We start from the raw sequence: 14,825 nt of genomic DNA on the forward strand, positions 1-14,825 counted from the left end.
AGATCTCAACGTTGACGTGCTCTAAAACGTGATACAAAATCGATTCATGTATCGAATTTTTTAGGGGATATTACAATGCCTTGTTATCGACTTGATGGTCTTACACCGGTCGTCCACCCCAGTGCGTATGTGCACCCCAGCGCGGTGCTGATCGGTGACGTGATAGTCGGGGCCGGTTGCTATGTCGGCCCCTTGGCCTCGCTGCGCGGGGACTTTGGCCGTATCGTGCTCGAGGAGGGCGCCAACCTGCAGGACACCTGTGTGATGCATGGTTTCCCGGGCGGCGATACGGTGATCGAACGCAACGGCCATGTCGGCCACGGCGCCGTGCTGCACGGCTGCCGGGTCGGCGAGGATGCGCTGATTGGCATGAATGCGGTGGTGATGGACGGTGCCAGTATCGGCCCACGCTGCATCGTGGCGGCCACTGCTTTCGTCAAGGCGGGCTTCCAGAGTGCTGCGCAAAGCCTGGTGATGGGTTCACCTGCGCAGGTCAAGCGTGCACTGACTGACGAGGAACTGGCCTGGAAGCAGCGTGGCACGGCGCAGTACCAGCAACTGACCCTGCGTTGCATGCAGGGGTTGGTAGAATGCACGCCGCTGGCCCAGGCTGAGGCGCAACGCCCACGCATGGCCGATGATGGGCTGCGCCCCAAAGGCCGGGGGCCGGCATGAGCCTTGCCAGCCCCCGCAATGGCCACGCGGGCCGCAGCGCAGGTATAGTCACGGCTTTATCTGCGCACAGTCCATCCATGAGCACTCTTGCCCCCCTCAACACGCTGGTCACCCGCTTTCAGCAGCAGACGCCAATCCGCGCCAGCTCGTTGATCATCACGCTGTACGGCGATGCCATCGAGCCCCATGGCGGCACGGTATGGCTGGGCAGCCTGATCAACCTGCTGGAACCCATCGGGATCAATGAGCGGCTGATCCGCACCTCCATCTTCCGGCTTACCAAAGAAGGCTGGCTGACCGCCGAGAAGGTTGGCCGGCGTAGCTATTACAGCCTTACCGGCACCGGTCGGCGGCGCTTCGAAAAAGCGTTCAAACGGGTATACAGTCCCAGCCAGCCAGCCTGGGACGGCGCCTGGACCCTGGTGTTGCTGTCCCAGCTCGACGCCGCCAAGCGCAAAGCGGTCAGGGAGGAGCTTGAGTGGCAGGGCTACGGGTTGATGGCGCCGAACCTGCTCGGGTGCCCCCGTGCGGACCGTACTGACCTTGCGGGCACGTTGCGTGAGCTGGACGCCGTGGATGACAGCATCGTCTTCGAAACCCACACCCAGGAAGTATTGGCCTCCAAGGCCATGCGGGCCCAGGTGCGCGAGAGCTGGCGTATCGAAGAGCTTGGCCAGCATTACAGTGAGTTCATCCAGCTGTTCAGGCCGTTGTGGCAAAGCCTGAAGGAACAGCCCGAGCTGAATCCCCAGGACTGCTTCCTGGCGCGCACGCTGCTGATTCACGAGTACCGCCGCTTGCTGCTGCGCGACCCGCAATTGCCGGATGAGCTGCTGCCAGGCGACTGGGAAGGCAGGGCCGCCCGCCAGCTGTGCCGCAACCTTTACCGGCTGGTATTCGCCAAGGCTGAGCAGTGGTTGAACACTGCACTGGAAACGGCAGACGGGCCGTTGCCGGATGTGAGTGAAAGTTTCTACAGCCGTTTTGGAGGCCTGGAGTAGCTTTTAAAGCTCACCCAGATAGGTTTTATGCGACATAAAGCTAACCATGGTTAACCTTATTAATTCATTGCTTTCCTTTAAAGCACGCCAGCGTTAGCCTTGTGCACCATAAGGTCGACGAAGGTGACAGTTATGCTGGATTTCTTTCCGGTTGCCTGCGCGGATACGCTTGGGAAAATCGGGCTGCTGGTCAAGGCCCGCCGCCTGGCGCTTGGCCTGCGGCAGGCTGATATCAAAGCGGCGATTGGCGTGTCGGCGCATACGCTGCGCAAGATCGAGAGCGGGTCCGAACAGATCGACCTGCGGTCATTCATGCTCGTGCTCTGGCGCCTGGGCATCAGCGATGTCGTCTTCACATCGCTTGAGGGCCTGGAGCAGGCCTCTCAGGTCACCCGCTTCACCGAGAGCGCCGAAGGTGCGCAGAGCCTGGCCAGTAGACGGGTACGCCTGGCCAAGCCCAAGGCGGAGGATTTCTGATGCAGCGCGCCTACATCTACATGCAGCACCCGGACACCGGGCGCGTGGTCACGCTTGGCCGCCTGACCCTCAAGGGCAAAGCCGGCGAGTTCATCTATGCGCCAGATTACGTCGCCCAGGGCCACTGGGTGCCAGACCCGATCAACTACCCGCTGCGGGCCGAGCCCTACACCGGCATCACCCGCAACCGGGGTATTCCTGGTTTCATCAATGATGCAATGCCTGACGGCTGGGGCGAACGGCTGCTGCACCGGGTGTATGGCCAGGAGCTGAGCACGCTGGATTTTCTGCTCAAGTCCCCCAACAACGACCGAGTAGGTAACCTGATGGCCGGCAGCGCCAATACCCCGGCGGAAGGCATCGGCGAGGGGGCGGTGCCCGGCCTGAAAGGCCTGGCACGGTTCATCGCTGCGTGCGAAGCGGTGTATGACGGCCAGCTGAACGCCGAAGCCATCGCGGCGCTGAGCGTACGGCAACAGCGTTCCGCCTTGGGGGGCGCGCGGCCTAAACGCACCTTGCAGGATAAAGGCATGCTGATTCTGGCCAAACCACGGGACCGCTTCGATCACTACGACCTGCCCACTATCGAACATGCCTGCATGACATTCGCCGCGCAGAAGGGGCTGCATGTCGCCCGCACTGCACTGCACGCCGAGCATCCCTCCACCCTGCTGGTGGAGCGCTTCGACCGTACGCCGATTGACCAGGGCGCCAGGCGTATCCCCATGCTCAGTGCGCTGACCTTGCTCGACTCGGAATGGAACGGCCCGCACCACAAGGACTGGCGTTATGCAGGCGTGGCCGATGAGATGCGCAGGCGCGGGGTGCCAGCAGCCGATCTGCAGGAGCTGTTCAAGCGCATGTGCTACAACGCGCTGGTGGGCAACTCGGACGACCACCCACGCAACCATGCGGTGATCTGGCTGGGCGGGCAATGGCGCCTGTCCCCGCTGTATGACGTACTGCCCATGCTTGACGAAGGCCCGGCGAAAACCCTGGCCATGGCTGTTGGCCGTGAGGGCAGCCAGATAAGCCGGGCGAACCTGCTGAGCCACCACACGCACTTCGCATTGGGCCGGGAAGAGGCGGAGCATGTGCTGGAGGAGGTCGCCAGCTGGGGCGGGGCACTCAAGGACCACTACGCCCAGTTTCTGTCAGGCGAAGACCTGGACAAAGCGTGTGACGCAGTCAGCGCGGTGCGAATGCTCGGCTAGGCCCGCCCTTTAGGCAGGCCACGTTTGCCGCGAGGCGTCAGAGGGTCAGGCACAGCAGTGCTGCAGCCAATGCGGGCGGCATCACCAGCACACCCAGGCGCAGGAAGCGCCAGGCGCTCACCGATTCACCCTCCCGGCGAATCGCCACCAGCCAGAGCAAGGTGGCGAGCGAGCCTGTGATCGACAGGTTGGGCCCCAGGTCCACGCCGATCAGCAGGGCCGCAGTGGTCTGCTGGGGCAGTTGCACGATATCGCCCATGGAGCCTGCTATCAGGCCCGTCGGCAGGTTGTTCATGAGGTTGCTGGCCAGCGCCACACCCAACCCGGCAACCCAGCTTGCCTTGGCTTGCGAGCCTTGCTCCATGTGCAACAACGCATGGGCCAGGTATTCGATAACGCCTGTTTGCGCGACGGCTTCTACCAGCACGAACAGGCCGGCCACCAGAGGCAGCACGCCCCACGCTACATGCCGCAGTACAGGCACAGGGCTGCGCCGCTGGCGTAGGTGGATGAGTGCAGTGGTGGCAACACCTGCGCCAAAGGTGGGCAGGCCCAGCGGCAGGTCCAGGGCTGAAGCCACCAGCAGCAAGCTGGCAGTCAGCACGATCCCGACTGCACACAACCGTGCGCCCGCCGACAGCGGCTGGGTTGCCACCGTCAGCGCCAGTGGCTGTCGGATCTGTCGGCGTTGGGTGACCCGCAGCACCAGGTAGGTGACGACGATGGCCGCCAGCGAGGGTAGGGTAAACTGCCGGAGCCAGTCGAGCAGCGGCGGCATCTGGCTGCCGAACACCACCAGGTTGGCCGGGTTGGAAATGGGCAGTACGAAACTGGCGGCGTTGGCGATGAAGGCGCAGATGAACAGGTACGGCAGAGGCTCGGCCTTGGCCGCCTTGCACGCTGCGTACACTGCCGGGGTCAGCACCACCGCCGTGGCATCGTTGGACAGAAACACGGTAACCACCGTCCCCACCAGGAACACCAGGTCGAACAAACGCTGGCCCGACCCACGGGCGTGACCGACGGCATAGCGGGCCAGCCAGTCAAACAAGCCCTCCTGACGTGCCAGCTCGGCCAGCACCATCATGCCAATCAGAAACAGGTATACATCGCCGCCCTTGGCCACGGCAGCCAGGGCGCTGCGCGGGCTGATCAGCCCGAATACCGTCAGCAATATCGCGCCACCCAACGCCCAGACATACTCGGGAACCCGAAAGGGGCGCAGGATGACACCGGCAGTGGCCAAAGCGGCCACCGCCCAGATGATCATTGAATGTTCGCTTGCAAGCATGGGTGGTTCAGTGTCCGGCAGGTGAGGGCATGGAGGGGGAAGGGGTGTCACTGCTGCGGCGCGGGCTGGTTTCGGGCAGCGCGACCAGTACCAGCAGAAACGCGACCGCAGCGATCCCCGCCAGCGTCAGGAACGCGGCATTGTACCCTGAGGACTGCACCACCAGCCCGGCAAGCCCAGGGCTCAGCGCTGCACCCAGCCCGAACACTGCCGTCAGCGCGCCAAGGCTGACATTGAAGCGGCCGGTACCTTCGGTGAGGTCCTTGACGATGATGGGGAACAGCGCGCCGAAAATACCAGCGCCAATGCCGTCCAGCAGTTGCACACCTACCAGCCAGAACGGGTTGTCGGAGAACGTGTACAGGGCGCCGCGCAACGGCAAAATCAGAAAACCCGCCAGCAGAAACGGCTTGCGCCCCCATTGCTCGGCTCGGGCGCCCACCAGCAGTGCCATCGGCACCATCACCAGTTGTGCGGCAACGATACACGCCGACGTCAGCGGCGTAGCCAGGCGCAAGTCCACTTGCGACAGCTTCTGGCTCACCAGCGGCAGCATGGCCGCGTTGGCCAAGTGGAACAGCGCGCAGCACACCGCGAACAGCAGCAGCGTACGGTTGTGCAGCAGCAGCGCAAAGCCTGCAGGGCTTTCCTGACCGTTATCGGCATGTGTCAGTCCACGGGCCACTTGGTGATCGATGGCGGCTGCCGGCACACGGCTGACCGCAAAGATGCTGGCCACGGTCAACACACCCATCAGGTAGAACACCACCACAGGGCCATACAGGTAGGCCAGGCCACCTGCCAACAACGCCGAAAATGCATTGCCCGCGTGGTTGTAGGTTTCGTTGCGACCGACGCGCCGGGTAAATGCCTTCGGCCCCGTGATACCGAGCGAGATGGCGGCGATCGCAGGCGCAAATACCGAGCCCGCCAAGGCACTGATGGTTTGTGTCACCGCTACCCAGGTAAAGGAGGAAGTAAACGGCAATACCAGGCAACTTCCGGTTACCAGTAGTGCCGCGATGACCACCACAGCTCGCTTCGCCGGCGTGCGGTCGATCAATGCGCCAGCGGGCGTCTGGGCGAGCAGTGCGGTGACACCGGCCAGGGTCATCACCAGGCCGATGCTTGCCGGTTGCCACTGATGCACCGCAAGCAGGTAGATGGCGAGGTACGGCCCCAGGCCATCGCGCACATCGGCAAGGAAGAAGTTCAACCAGTCAAGCGAACGGTGGGGGGTGTTGGGCCTTTGGTTTTCCAAGGACGTGATCTCGAGTGGGCCACGGGGATGGGGCTGGTTGGGGACCAGCGCTGGGGTATCTGTGGCAAAAGACTGCGGCGTTGAGTGATAGGTTCCGGCTTGGAAACAGCCCGGTGAGCGCCTGCGCGCAACCCTGATCAAAGGTGCTCAGTGCGTGATGATAGGCGAGGGCAGGGCAAAGTAGATCAACAAAAAAATGAAAGTTTTTTGGACAGCTTGCGCGGAGTGACTCTATTTCTGGAAGCTTGTACGGCATCTATCATGCTTTATGCGATCCTGTACGTAATTGGCCCCCCTTTACCTTTGCAGTACGCCTCGACGATGAATGAGCTGAAACATTTCGCCTCACCGAAGGCATTGCCTGCAGCTGATGTGTCAGTGCGTCGCCGCTCCCTATTGGCCGGGTGCGGTGCCCATGCGGTGCATGATGGCCTGACCGACGTGATCTATGTACTGCTTCCAATCTGGCAATCGCAGTTCGCAATGAGCTACGCCCAGATCGGCCTGCTGCGCGGCGCTTATTCCGGGATGATGGCCGGCTTCCAGTTGCTGGCCAGCCGCGGCGCCAAACGTTGGGGGCGCGAGCGCCTGCTGGTGGGTGGTACTGCCCTGGCCGGGCTGGCCTACCTGCTGGCGGGGCAGGCCGGGGGGCTAGGGGTGCTGCTCCTGGCGCTGTTGCTGGGCGGCCTGGGGGCGAGTACCCAGCACCCGCTGGCATCATCGCTCATCACCGACACCCATGAGGCCGGCGGCGGGGTCAAGCAGGCGCTGTCCCAGTACAACTTCGCCGGGGACATCGGCAAGACCCTGATTCCCGGCTTGGTGGGGCTACTGCTGACGGTAATCACCTGGCGCGCCAGCGTGTCCCTGATCGGCCTCCTGGGGCTGGCCGCCGCGTTGGCGCTGTGGTGGCTGATGCCATCTCGCGCGTCCACCCTGGCCATGCAGCAAAAGGCGCCCAGGCCTGTTCAGGGGCAGGGCTCGGTGGGCGGCCTGCGAGCACTGATTCTCACGGGTACCCTGGACAGTGCGGTCCGTATGGGTTTCCTGCCATTCCTGCTAAAGGCAAAGGGCGCCGGCACCGCGGGTATCGGCCTGGCACTGACCCTGCTTTTCGTTGGCGGCGCTTTCGGCAAGTTGCTGTGCGGTTACCTCGGGGCGCGCATCGGCATGATGAAGACCGTGTGGATTACCGAGTTCACCACGGCCAGCCTGGTCGTGCTGGCCGTGTTCCTGCCCTATGGGGGGTTGATGGTGACGCTGCCGCTGCTAGGGCTGGCGCTGAACGGTACATCCTCCGTGCTTTACGGTGCGGTGCCGGACCTGGCGGGGGCAGGCAAACGCGAGCAGGCCTTCTCGCTGTTCTATACCGGCACCATCGGCGGCGGGGCGCTGGCCCCGGTGTTGTTCGGTGGCCTTGGCGACGTAACCGGGGTTCCTTTGGCGGTGATGGCGCTAGCCGCGACTCTGCTACTGACGCTACCGCTGTCTTGGTATGTGCAGCACAGCTTGGACGCCCACGCAGTGTGAGAGAGGTCTCCAACAGCCGAATATATAACTAAACTAAATCAATATTTAGCATAGTTATTACCGAATCACCTATTAATCAGGGTAGGCGGCGCGCAAGCCATACAGTATGACCGCCACATTCTGCGTCTTCGACGACATGCTCCCGTATCTCGAACCCGTGATTTTTCAGCAACGTGGCATATTCATGCGGATCCAAGCTCGCGTGATACAGCGTTTCGCTTTCAAATACGCCCAATGCCTCGCCATGTGCGGGCCCACTTGTAAACATGAGTAACGTACCCGGCGCTGCATGGCGGCTGAAAACCGAAAACATCTGGCGTTGATCATCGGGCGTCAGATGGAAAAAGCTATTCCAAGCTAAAATCGCATCGAACTGGCGGTTCAGCGCAAGCGTGCGCATGTCTGCATGAATCCATTCCTGCGCCGGCAACTGCGCGCTACACAGCGCCAGCATGTGCGCAGACGCATCGACACCCACGACAGATGCGCCGATTTCTACCAGGTAACGCGCTACAGGTTGGCCAGAGCCGCAGCCCAGATCAAGGACATTGGCGGCTGACGGCAGTAACGAAGCGAAGCGTTCAATCCATTTGCGGTCGATGAAGTGGTTGGCACGTAGGGTGTTCCAGGTAGACGCGTGACGATCGTAAAGATCGATGATCTGGTCTGCGGATGGGTGGTGAACCATGAGTAAATGGCATCCTTGGCTTGAGTGGCGAGAAAGGACGTATTTGAGGTACTCCAGAGACGGAAATGTACATTAGGTATCCCTCAGAGGGAAATGCTAATGTGCGCATAATGCATATTATGTTAAATGTAGTATTATGCGAGCGCTCTCGTTGTTGTCACCTGCCATCCCGAAAACCAGACCTTGCTGGGATGCTGCGTTGAACACAGCCTCGGAAAGCTCATTTACAACCCGTAAACCTCGCTTCCTCGGCTGCGTTCGCTTTGCCTGACCTTTATCTCAAGACTTTACATACAGACCCCAGCACATGCCGGATAAGCAGGTTTCTGACAGTCACCTTGCCAAAGAAATCACCCATTCCAGTTTGCCGCATGCTGGATAACTATTGCCCGGCGTGCTTCTTGCTCCCTGATACGCGCTCTATTGCGCTCAAGATCTGCAATCTGGCTGTTGTGGTTCCGCTGGTGATTGGGAGTCATCTGTTCGAGGCTCATCGGCTGCGTGTCCGGTCTGTGTTCATAGTACCTGCGCTCCCGCCAGCCCTCTGCAAGTGCATCAATAGTGGGTCCTTGCGACTTCACACCGGCGACTTGCATTACGGGAGGTGCGTCACTGACGCCCCTGGTAGAGCCAGGGTCGATCTCCTCGAAGGTTCTCTTCCCAACAGGCTTCGCATGCCAGTATTTTCCCGGTCCTTTTTTTAACTCTGGGTAAACAATATCCTCACTCCAATATTTCCCCGGCCCTTTTTTGAGTGATGGGGAGCTGGCGTAATGCGTCCCTTTATGGGGCACGACCAGAGCCACTTGCCTTGCCCGCCCCGGAATACCTTTGGGTATGGCTACTCCGCCAGTCGGGTCTACGCGATTGACCGGGTCCCCTTGACAATACGAATACATGTTCAAGCCGCCCTCACCAAACGGACTCAACACATCCGGGCATGAAAAACGCATCAATGCAGGGCAATAGAATCGATATCCATGACCCAATGCATAGCCTTGCAGCCCCTCGTCCCACCACTCGCCATTGAACGCCAACAAAGCAGCCAGCCCATTCTGCAGATAACCGTAAGCTGTATAGGTAAACGTACCCCACCCCAATTCTCGTTGTTCTATCCTTTGCATGGCCGCTTATACCTTTTGCCCATACCTGCCGCCATTGTGCGGCCAATATTCAAGTCTCTAAAACTGGCATTTATACCAGTTGGCCTTAGCGCGGGCCCAAACGCGGACCTTCCAGGCTCTGTACGAAGACAGAATTTCAGCTTGCAAAGGGCGCTGATTCGCTCAACACACGACTACTCATCACACCTACTCGGTGGACGCAGTCAGGTAGCCCTAGAGAGTAAGCACTGGCCAAACCTTCAACCAGTTTTTGGACGTGACACGATCTTGATAAATAGCATTTTTATCTGTAGCGAACCTCCCTGCAGGCCGGATTACCATGTCGAAAAGATCATCAAGTCCCAACGGGGCAGTGATTTCATATGTGCCGTCCCCCTGCATTCTAATCGCTACAGCTGTGGCAGTTTCTGGCCAGTAACGCATTGCATCGGTCGCCGACTCATAGCGCTCATCGCCATTCTTGACATGCATTCTGGCTTGGTTTTTCACAGACCACGGTTCCTTCGGGTCTACGTATCTAAGCACTGCCTCCAAGGCTTCATCTTGCTCGGGCGTGCAATGCTTGGCATCAAACCAGATAACATCAACGTCTGTTGAGACCCTAGATGAACTGCGACCGTGCAGATGATCCCAAACCGCGTTGCGGACGAAACCTGCGCCTACCCAGCAGTCGGACAAGTTCAAGGACCGCACTATTTCGAGTACCCTCCGCCGAATAGGGTCATCCGAAATAATTGCTTTAATTGCAGGTGCAGCGCCCTCCTCCATCAAACCCTCATCCGCTTTTCATCCTGATCAACAGGTTAACCACCCGATCGGCCAGTTTCCCGTAAGGTGGCAACAACATGTCGATACCGCGTATCGGGCCCTGGTACAGCACCGGCCGCAGTTTGGAGAACGCCAGGAAGCCTTCGTAGCCGTGATAATGGCCCATTCCGCTATTACCAATACCGCCGAACGGAAGGCTGTGCACTCCCACATGCAGCAGGCTGTCGTTGATCGTTACGCCGCCGGACAAGGTGTTGTAGATGTACCAGTCGGCCAGCTCGCGATCGCGGGTATAAGCGTAAAAGGCTAGCGGCCGCGGATGGCTATTAATGTAGGCCACCACTTCCTCGCGGGTTTTGTAGGTTTTGATCGGCAGTATCGGCCCGAAGATTTCGCGCTGCATCACGTCCATGGCTTCGCTCGGGTTGAGCACGATATGCGGCGCCATGATGCGCCGAGTAGCATCCGGCTTCTGGTTTTCCAACAAGGGCACGATGCGCGCGCCTTTGTTCTGAGCGTCGGCTAGCGAGGCCTGCAGGCGGTCGTAGGCGCGCTGATCGATGATCGCCGTGTAGTCCCCACGGTTGATGTCAGGGTAATGCCGGGCTACGTAAGCCTTGGCCGCGGTGATAAAGGCCTGAACCTGGCCTTCTGGAACGAACAGATAATCGACGCTGGTGCACACTTGCCCGGCGTTGAACATCTTGGCCCAGAGAATACGCTTTGCGGCGGTTTCAATGGCGAAGTCCGGCGCAACGACCGCCGGCGACTTGCCGCCCAGCTCTAGCGTTACCGGGGTCAGGTTGCGTGCAGCATTGGCCATGACGGCTCTGCCAGTGGCCGATGAGCCGGTAAAGAAGATGTGGTCGAACGGCAGCGCAGTGAAGGCGGGACCATGGCCACCGCCGTCCTCGAAAAACGCCAACTTGCCCTTCGGGAAATAGTGCGGGGTCAGCTGGCGCAGCAACTGGGCCAGGTGGTTGGAGTTCTCTGACATCTTGACCATGGCCGAATTGCCGGCTGCGAAGATGCAGGTCAAAGGGTGCATGGCCATGGCGATCGGGAAGTTCCACGGCACCACTACACCGACCACACCTATGGGTTGCGGAATAAGGCGTGCCGTGGCCAGTGGCAACTGCAGCGGGTCGGTGTGACGCTTTTGCGGCTTCATCCACTTCTTCAGTTGTCTGATCGCCGATCGCAGGCCGTCAAGTGTCACGGCGATCTCGGCGAACAGCGTTTCAAAGCGCGACCGGCAGCCGTAGTCACGGTTGACTGCTTCAACCAGCTGTTCACGGTTATCCGCGACCATGCGCACTAGTGATTTGAGGTCGGCCACGCGCTGTGCGTGGTCGGGGAAGCGGTTGGCCTCGAAATGAGCACGCTGGCCCTCCAGGCACTGGACGAACTCGGCGGGAATGTCGATTTGTACGTTCATGAGGGCTTCTTGTGATCGCATGTAGTGGTCAACTAATCTCGGACACAGTTTTGAGTTTTTCCTCAGCTTTGGCCGGCGCCAGCCCATGGTTGAACTGATGGGGTCTTATCCAGTTGTAATGATCCATCAGGTACAGGCTAATATCTCGCTGAGCTTGCTGTCGCCTGGTCATCAGACATCTCTCTGTGGCGAGCATTGTCGCCTAAATGGGTGTCCGGTTTCATTAGACCACTCCATAATGACTCGGAAATTGAAAGTTCATAAGTGGCCTTTGGCCTACCCCCGTGACACGAGAACTTCGAATGCTGACCGTGCAACATCTCATCGCCATTGATCCACTGAAACTGGAGATTGCCGCCGGCATGGCGGGTATTGGGCGCACCATTACCTGGGCACATACCGTTGACCTGCCCGACCCGTGGCGATGGGTGTCACCAGGTGATTTGGTAATGACAACCGGCGTTGGCCTGCCACAGACCTCGCAAGCGCAGGTCGAATGGCTTGAGCAGTTGGTACAGAGCAACGCTAGCGCACTGGTCATCGCGCCCAGGCAGGATGTTGCCGACCTGACAGAAGCGCTGCTGGAGGCTGCCGACAGGCTACATTTTCCGGTGCTACGCGCGAGCTTTGAGCTGGAGTTCGTCAAGCTTTCACATCAAGTGATCGAAAGCGTTCTGCAGGCACAGCGGGAGCGATTCAATGCCAGCGAACGGTTATTTCAGACTTATGCAGAGGTACTGCGCAAGCAGCCCGAAATGAGGGGCAGGCTGTCGGCACTCGCCACTGCATTGGGTATCAGCCTGAGCATTGAAGACGCTGTCAGCGGGCTCAAACTCGTCGAAGCCAACCTCGTACCTCCAGACAGTGTCGACCACATCGAACGCATACCGATTGGTGGTCGAGCCCGTGCAAATCTCATCATCTCGAGTAGCGCCAGGCGCACCGCCGATGATTCCATATTGGTGCGGTCATTGGCCGGCTTGCTGGGTGTTGAACTGGAGCGTCTGATGATCCAACGCGATCAGCAACGCGAAGAGGGTGAGTTGCTGCTGCGCAGTTTACTCAACGGTACAACCGAGTTCTCCCTGGCGTTGCCGATGCTGGAACGTCATGGTCACACAGGCACATTGGTCAGTTTGGCGGTATCGCCAGGCCCAGACGGGCCCTGGTCAATCGAGACTATCCATCACTGCCCTGCCCTTTACTCGCTGACACCATTGCTGCTCGTCGAAAACGGACTGTTGATGGGACTTACTCAAAACCAGCCATCCCTATTGGAAGCCTTAGGCACACACCTTGGCAACGGCACTGTGATGGGTGTCAGCGGGCCAATCTCAACAGCAACGGGTCTCCAGGAAAGTTTCCGCCAATCTCGGCTTGCCCTTACCCAAGCTCAGGAGCTTGGCAAGACCATGTTGACCTATGGCGAAGCAGAAACCGGGTTGATCATGGCACCCAAGTCGATGTCTGAAGCACGGGCACTGGTAGGTCGCTATCTGGGCCCGTTAATTGAGCACGATCGCACTCAAGGTGCAGCGCTGCTGACCACACTGGTTACTTTCCTGAAGAACGACGGCAATTGGAAAGCAACCGCCTTCGACCTTGATGTTCACCGCCAAACGCTTGTCTATCGTTTGAAACTGGTTGAACAGCTCACGGGCCTTAAGCCCACCACTACCAGTGGTATCGCACGTTTCTGGATTGCAATTCAGGCCGGCAAGAATACAAAGCTGATCGATTAAAATCGGCCCGATGTAAAAGACCCCGCTGCGTGGGCGGGGCCTTTTCCGTCAGCTAGCCGATAGCCTTAATGGCTGGTCGGCATCGCGAACTCTGCGCCTTTGGCGATGGCTTGCGGCCAACGCTGCATGATGCTTTTCTGCTTGGTGTAGAAGCGCACCCCTTCCTCGCCGTAAGCATGCATGTCACCGAACAGGCTCTTCTTCCAGCCACCAAAGCCATGCCAGGCCATCGGCACCGGAATCGGTACGTTGATGCCAACCATACCCACCTGGATACGGCGACCGAACTCGCGGGCGATGTGGCCGTCGCGGGTGTACAGGCTCACGCCGTTGCCAAATTCGTGGGCGTTGATCAGGTCGACCGCTTCGGCGAAGTCTTTCACGCGCATGCACGCCAGCACCGGGCCGAAGATCTCTTCCTTGTAGATGCGCATGTCTGGAGTGACATTGTCGAACAGCGTGCCGCCCAGCCAGAAACCGTCGCCACAGCCTTCGCCTGCAGTCTGGCCATTGAAACCACGACCATCGACCAGCATGGTCGCACCCTCTTTAACACCTTGCTCGATGTAACCGGTAATACGCTCCAGCGCAGCACGGGTAACGATCGGGCCCATCTCGGCTTGGAGGTTGGTACCGTTAAGCACTTTGAGCTCGCGGGTGCGTTCGATCAGCTTCGGCATGACTTTTTCAGCGATGTCATCACCGACGAACACTGCCACGCTGATGGCCATGCAACGCTCACCGGCCGAGCCGTAGGCCGCACCGATCAGGGCATCGACCACCTGGTCGATATCGGCGTCAGGCATCACCACCAGGTGATTCTTCGCGCCACCCAGAGCCTGAACGCGCTTGCCATGGTGAGCGCCGGTTTCATAGATGTGGTTGGCGATCGGGGTCGAACCTACGAACGACACGGCCTGTACATCCGGGTGCTCGATCAGTGCGTTCACCGCATCCTTGTCACCCTGCACCACGTTGAACACGCCATCAGGCAGGCCGGCCTGCTTGAGCAGCTCGGCAATGAACAGGCTCGGGCTTGGGTCCAGCGGGCTTGGCTTGAGCACGAAGGTATTGCCGGTGGCGATGGCGACCGGGAACATCCACATCGGTACCATGACCGGGAAGTTGAACGGCGTGATGCCAGTGACCACGCCCAATGGTTGACGCAGGGTCCAGTTGTCGATGTTGGTACTGACTTGGTCAGTGAAATCGGTTTTCAGCAACTGCGGCGCGCCACAGGCGAATTCGACGATCTCAATGCCACGCATCACTTCGCCCTGGGCGTCGGTAAAGACCTTGCCATGCTCGGCGGTGATCATCCGCGCCAGGTCGTCTTTGTGCTCATTCAGCAGCGCCAGGAACTTGTTCATTACCCGCGAGCGGCGCAGCGGCGACAGGTTGCTCCAGGCCGGGAAGGCGGCCTTGGCCGATGCCACGGCAGCATCCACGTCTCTCTGCGCCGACAGTTGCACCTGGCCAGTGACCACGCCGGTAGCCGGGTTGTAGACCGGCAGTTGCTGGCCGCTGGTGGCCTCGGCTTGGGCGCCGGAGATCCAGTTCATGATGGTTTGGGTCATTGTCTTTCTCACATCAAAGGGTAACTGCGGTGGCGAGCA

Annotated in this window: 13 protein-coding genes and 1 pseudogene; 6 read left to right on the forward strand and 8 right to left on the reverse strand. The window is 59.7% G+C overall.

All coding sequences use genetic code 11. The features are described 5' to 3' along the window. Window positions 1–75: 75 nt before the first annotated feature. The 4 genes from paaY (at window position 76) to IAE33_RS09775 (ending at window position 3,367) form a co-directional block, all read left to right on the forward strand. Window positions 76–675 (forward strand): phenylacetic acid degradation protein PaaY, encoded by a 600-nt coding sequence (gene paaY / locus IAE33_RS09760; protein WP_201163343.1) that lies wholly within the window; start codon window positions 76–78, stop codon window positions 673–675. Window positions 676–752: 77 nt separating this feature from the next. Next, a complete protein-coding gene (paaX, locus tag IAE33_RS09765; RefSeq protein ID WP_201163344.1) occupies window positions 753–1,676 on the forward strand; it encodes a phenylacetic acid degradation operon negative regulatory protein PaaX in 924 nt (307 codons plus the stop codon). A 132-nt stretch (window positions 1,677–1,808) separates the two neighbouring features. Beyond that, window positions 1,809–2,153: a helix-turn-helix domain-containing protein gene (locus IAE33_RS09770; RefSeq protein WP_201163345.1), complete on the forward strand. Its 345-nt coding sequence runs from the start codon at window positions 1,809–1,811 to the stop codon at window positions 2,151–2,153. After that, entirely contained in the window at window positions 2,153–3,367 is a 1,215-nt protein-coding gene (locus IAE33_RS09775; protein WP_201163346.1) for a type II toxin-antitoxin system HipA family toxin, read from the forward strand. The genes IAE33_RS09770 and IAE33_RS09775 overlap by 1 nt, the downstream gene beginning before the upstream one ends. A 37-nt stretch (window positions 3,368–3,404) precedes the next feature. On the opposite strand, the gene IAE33_RS09780 is transcribed toward IAE33_RS09775, so the two are convergent. After that, entirely contained in the window at window positions 3,405–4,658 is a 1,254-nt protein-coding gene (locus IAE33_RS09780; RefSeq protein WP_201163347.1) for an arsenic transporter, read from the reverse strand. Between the two features lie 7 nt (window positions 4,659–4,665). After that, window positions 4,666–5,919: an MFS transporter gene (locus tag IAE33_RS09785; RefSeq protein ID WP_201163348.1), complete on the reverse strand. Its 1,254-nt coding sequence runs from the start codon at window positions 5,917–5,919 to the stop codon at window positions 4,666–4,668. Between the two features lie 321 nt (window positions 5,920–6,240). Here IAE33_RS09785 and IAE33_RS09790 point away from each other — a divergent pair, with 321 nt between their 5' ends. Beyond that, complete coding sequence (locus IAE33_RS09790) at window positions 6,241–7,449, forward strand: MFS transporter (protein ID WP_201163349.1); 1,209 nt, start codon at window positions 6,241–6,243, stop codon at window positions 7,447–7,449. A 76-nt stretch (window positions 7,450–7,525) separates the two neighbouring features. Here IAE33_RS09790 and IAE33_RS09795 read toward each other — a convergent pair whose 3' ends face one another. From IAE33_RS09795 to IAE33_RS09815, 5 genes and pseudogenes are all read right to left on the reverse strand, one after another. Then, a complete protein-coding gene (locus IAE33_RS09795; protein ID WP_201163350.1) occupies window positions 7,526–8,137 on the reverse strand; it encodes a class I SAM-dependent DNA methyltransferase in 612 nt (203 codons plus the stop codon). A gap of 350 nt (window positions 8,138–8,487) precedes the next feature. Continuing rightward, entirely contained in the window at window positions 8,488–9,261 is a 774-nt protein-coding gene (locus IAE33_RS09800; protein WP_201163351.1) for an RHS repeat-associated core domain-containing protein, read from the reverse strand. A gap of 213 nt (window positions 9,262–9,474) precedes the next feature. Then, on the reverse strand, window positions 9,475–10,029 hold the full coding sequence (locus IAE33_RS09805; RefSeq protein ID WP_201163352.1) for a nucleotidyltransferase family protein: 555 nt from the start codon (window positions 10,027–10,029) through the stop codon (window positions 9,475–9,477). Between the two features lie 7 nt (window positions 10,030–10,036). Beyond that, the gene (locus IAE33_RS09810; RefSeq protein WP_201163353.1) at window positions 10,037–11,467 is read right to left on the reverse strand and encodes a coniferyl aldehyde dehydrogenase; all 1,431 of its coding nucleotides are present in this window, start codon (window positions 11,465–11,467) and stop codon (window positions 10,037–10,039) included. Window positions 11,468–11,495: 28 nt separating this feature from the next. Further along, window positions 11,496–11,627: pseudogene (locus tag IAE33_RS09815) on the reverse strand (IS3 family transposase); the annotation flags it as partial. Window positions 11,628–11,769: 142 nt separating this feature from the next. On the opposite strand from IAE33_RS09815, the gene IAE33_RS09820 reads away from it, so the two are divergent. Further along, window positions 11,770–13,209: a PucR family transcriptional regulator gene (locus IAE33_RS09820; protein WP_201163354.1), complete on the forward strand. Its 1,440-nt coding sequence runs from the start codon at window positions 11,770–11,772 to the stop codon at window positions 13,207–13,209. Between the two features lie 65 nt (window positions 13,210–13,274). On the opposite strand, the gene IAE33_RS09825 is transcribed toward IAE33_RS09820, so the two are convergent. Next, window positions 13,275–14,786 (reverse strand): CoA-acylating methylmalonate-semialdehyde dehydrogenase, encoded by a 1,512-nt coding sequence (locus IAE33_RS09825; protein WP_201163355.1) that lies wholly within the window; start codon window positions 14,784–14,786, stop codon window positions 13,275–13,277. Window positions 14,787–14,825 lie beyond the last annotated feature (39 nt).

It is taken from the genome of Pseudomonas sp. S60 (assembly GCF_016647865.1).
GTDB classification, from domain to species: Bacteria; Pseudomonadota; Gammaproteobacteria; order Pseudomonadales; family Pseudomonadaceae; genus Aquipseudomonas; species Aquipseudomonas parafulva.

Bases quoted from the DNA above. Each gene is read 5' to 3' on its own strand.
- paaY (WP_201163343.1), top strand. From the start codon at position 76: ATGCCTTGTTATCGACTTGATGGTCTTACACCGGTCGTCCACCCCAGT.
- paaX (WP_201163344.1), top strand. From the start codon at position 753: ATGAGCACTCTTGCCCCCCTCAACACGCTGGTCACCCGCTTTCAGCAG.
- IAE33_RS09770 (WP_201163345.1), top strand. From the start codon at position 1,809: ATGCTGGATTTCTTTCCGGTTGCCTGCGCGGATACGCTTGGGAAAATC.
- IAE33_RS09775 (WP_201163346.1), top strand. From the start codon at position 2,153: ATGCAGCGCGCCTACATCTACATGCAGCACCCGGACACCGGGCGCGTG.
- IAE33_RS09780 (WP_201163347.1), bottom strand. From the start codon at position 4,658: ATGCTTGCAAGCGAACATTCAATGATCATCTGGGCGGTGGCCGCTTTG.
- IAE33_RS09790 (WP_201163349.1), top strand. From the start codon at position 6,241: ATGAATGAGCTGAAACATTTCGCCTCACCGAAGGCATTGCCTGCAGCT.
- IAE33_RS09795 (WP_201163350.1), bottom strand. From the start codon at position 8,137: ATGGTTCACCACCCATCCGCAGACCAGATCATCGATCTTTACGATCGT.
- IAE33_RS09800 (WP_201163351.1), bottom strand. From the start codon at position 9,261: ATGCAAAGGATAGAACAACGAGAATTGGGGTGGGGTACGTTTACCTAT.
- IAE33_RS09805 (WP_201163352.1), bottom strand. From the start codon at position 10,029: ATGGAGGAGGGCGCTGCACCTGCAATTAAAGCAATTATTTCGGATGAC.
- IAE33_RS09810 (WP_201163353.1), bottom strand. From the start codon at position 11,467: ATGAACGTACAAATCGACATTCCCGCCGAGTTCGTCCAGTGCCTGGAG.
- IAE33_RS09820 (WP_201163354.1), top strand. From the start codon at position 11,770: ATGCTGACCGTGCAACATCTCATCGCCATTGATCCACTGAAACTGGAG.
- IAE33_RS09825 (WP_201163355.1), bottom strand. From the start codon at position 14,786: ATGACCCAAACCATCATGAACTGGATCTCCGGCGCCCAAGCCGAGGCC.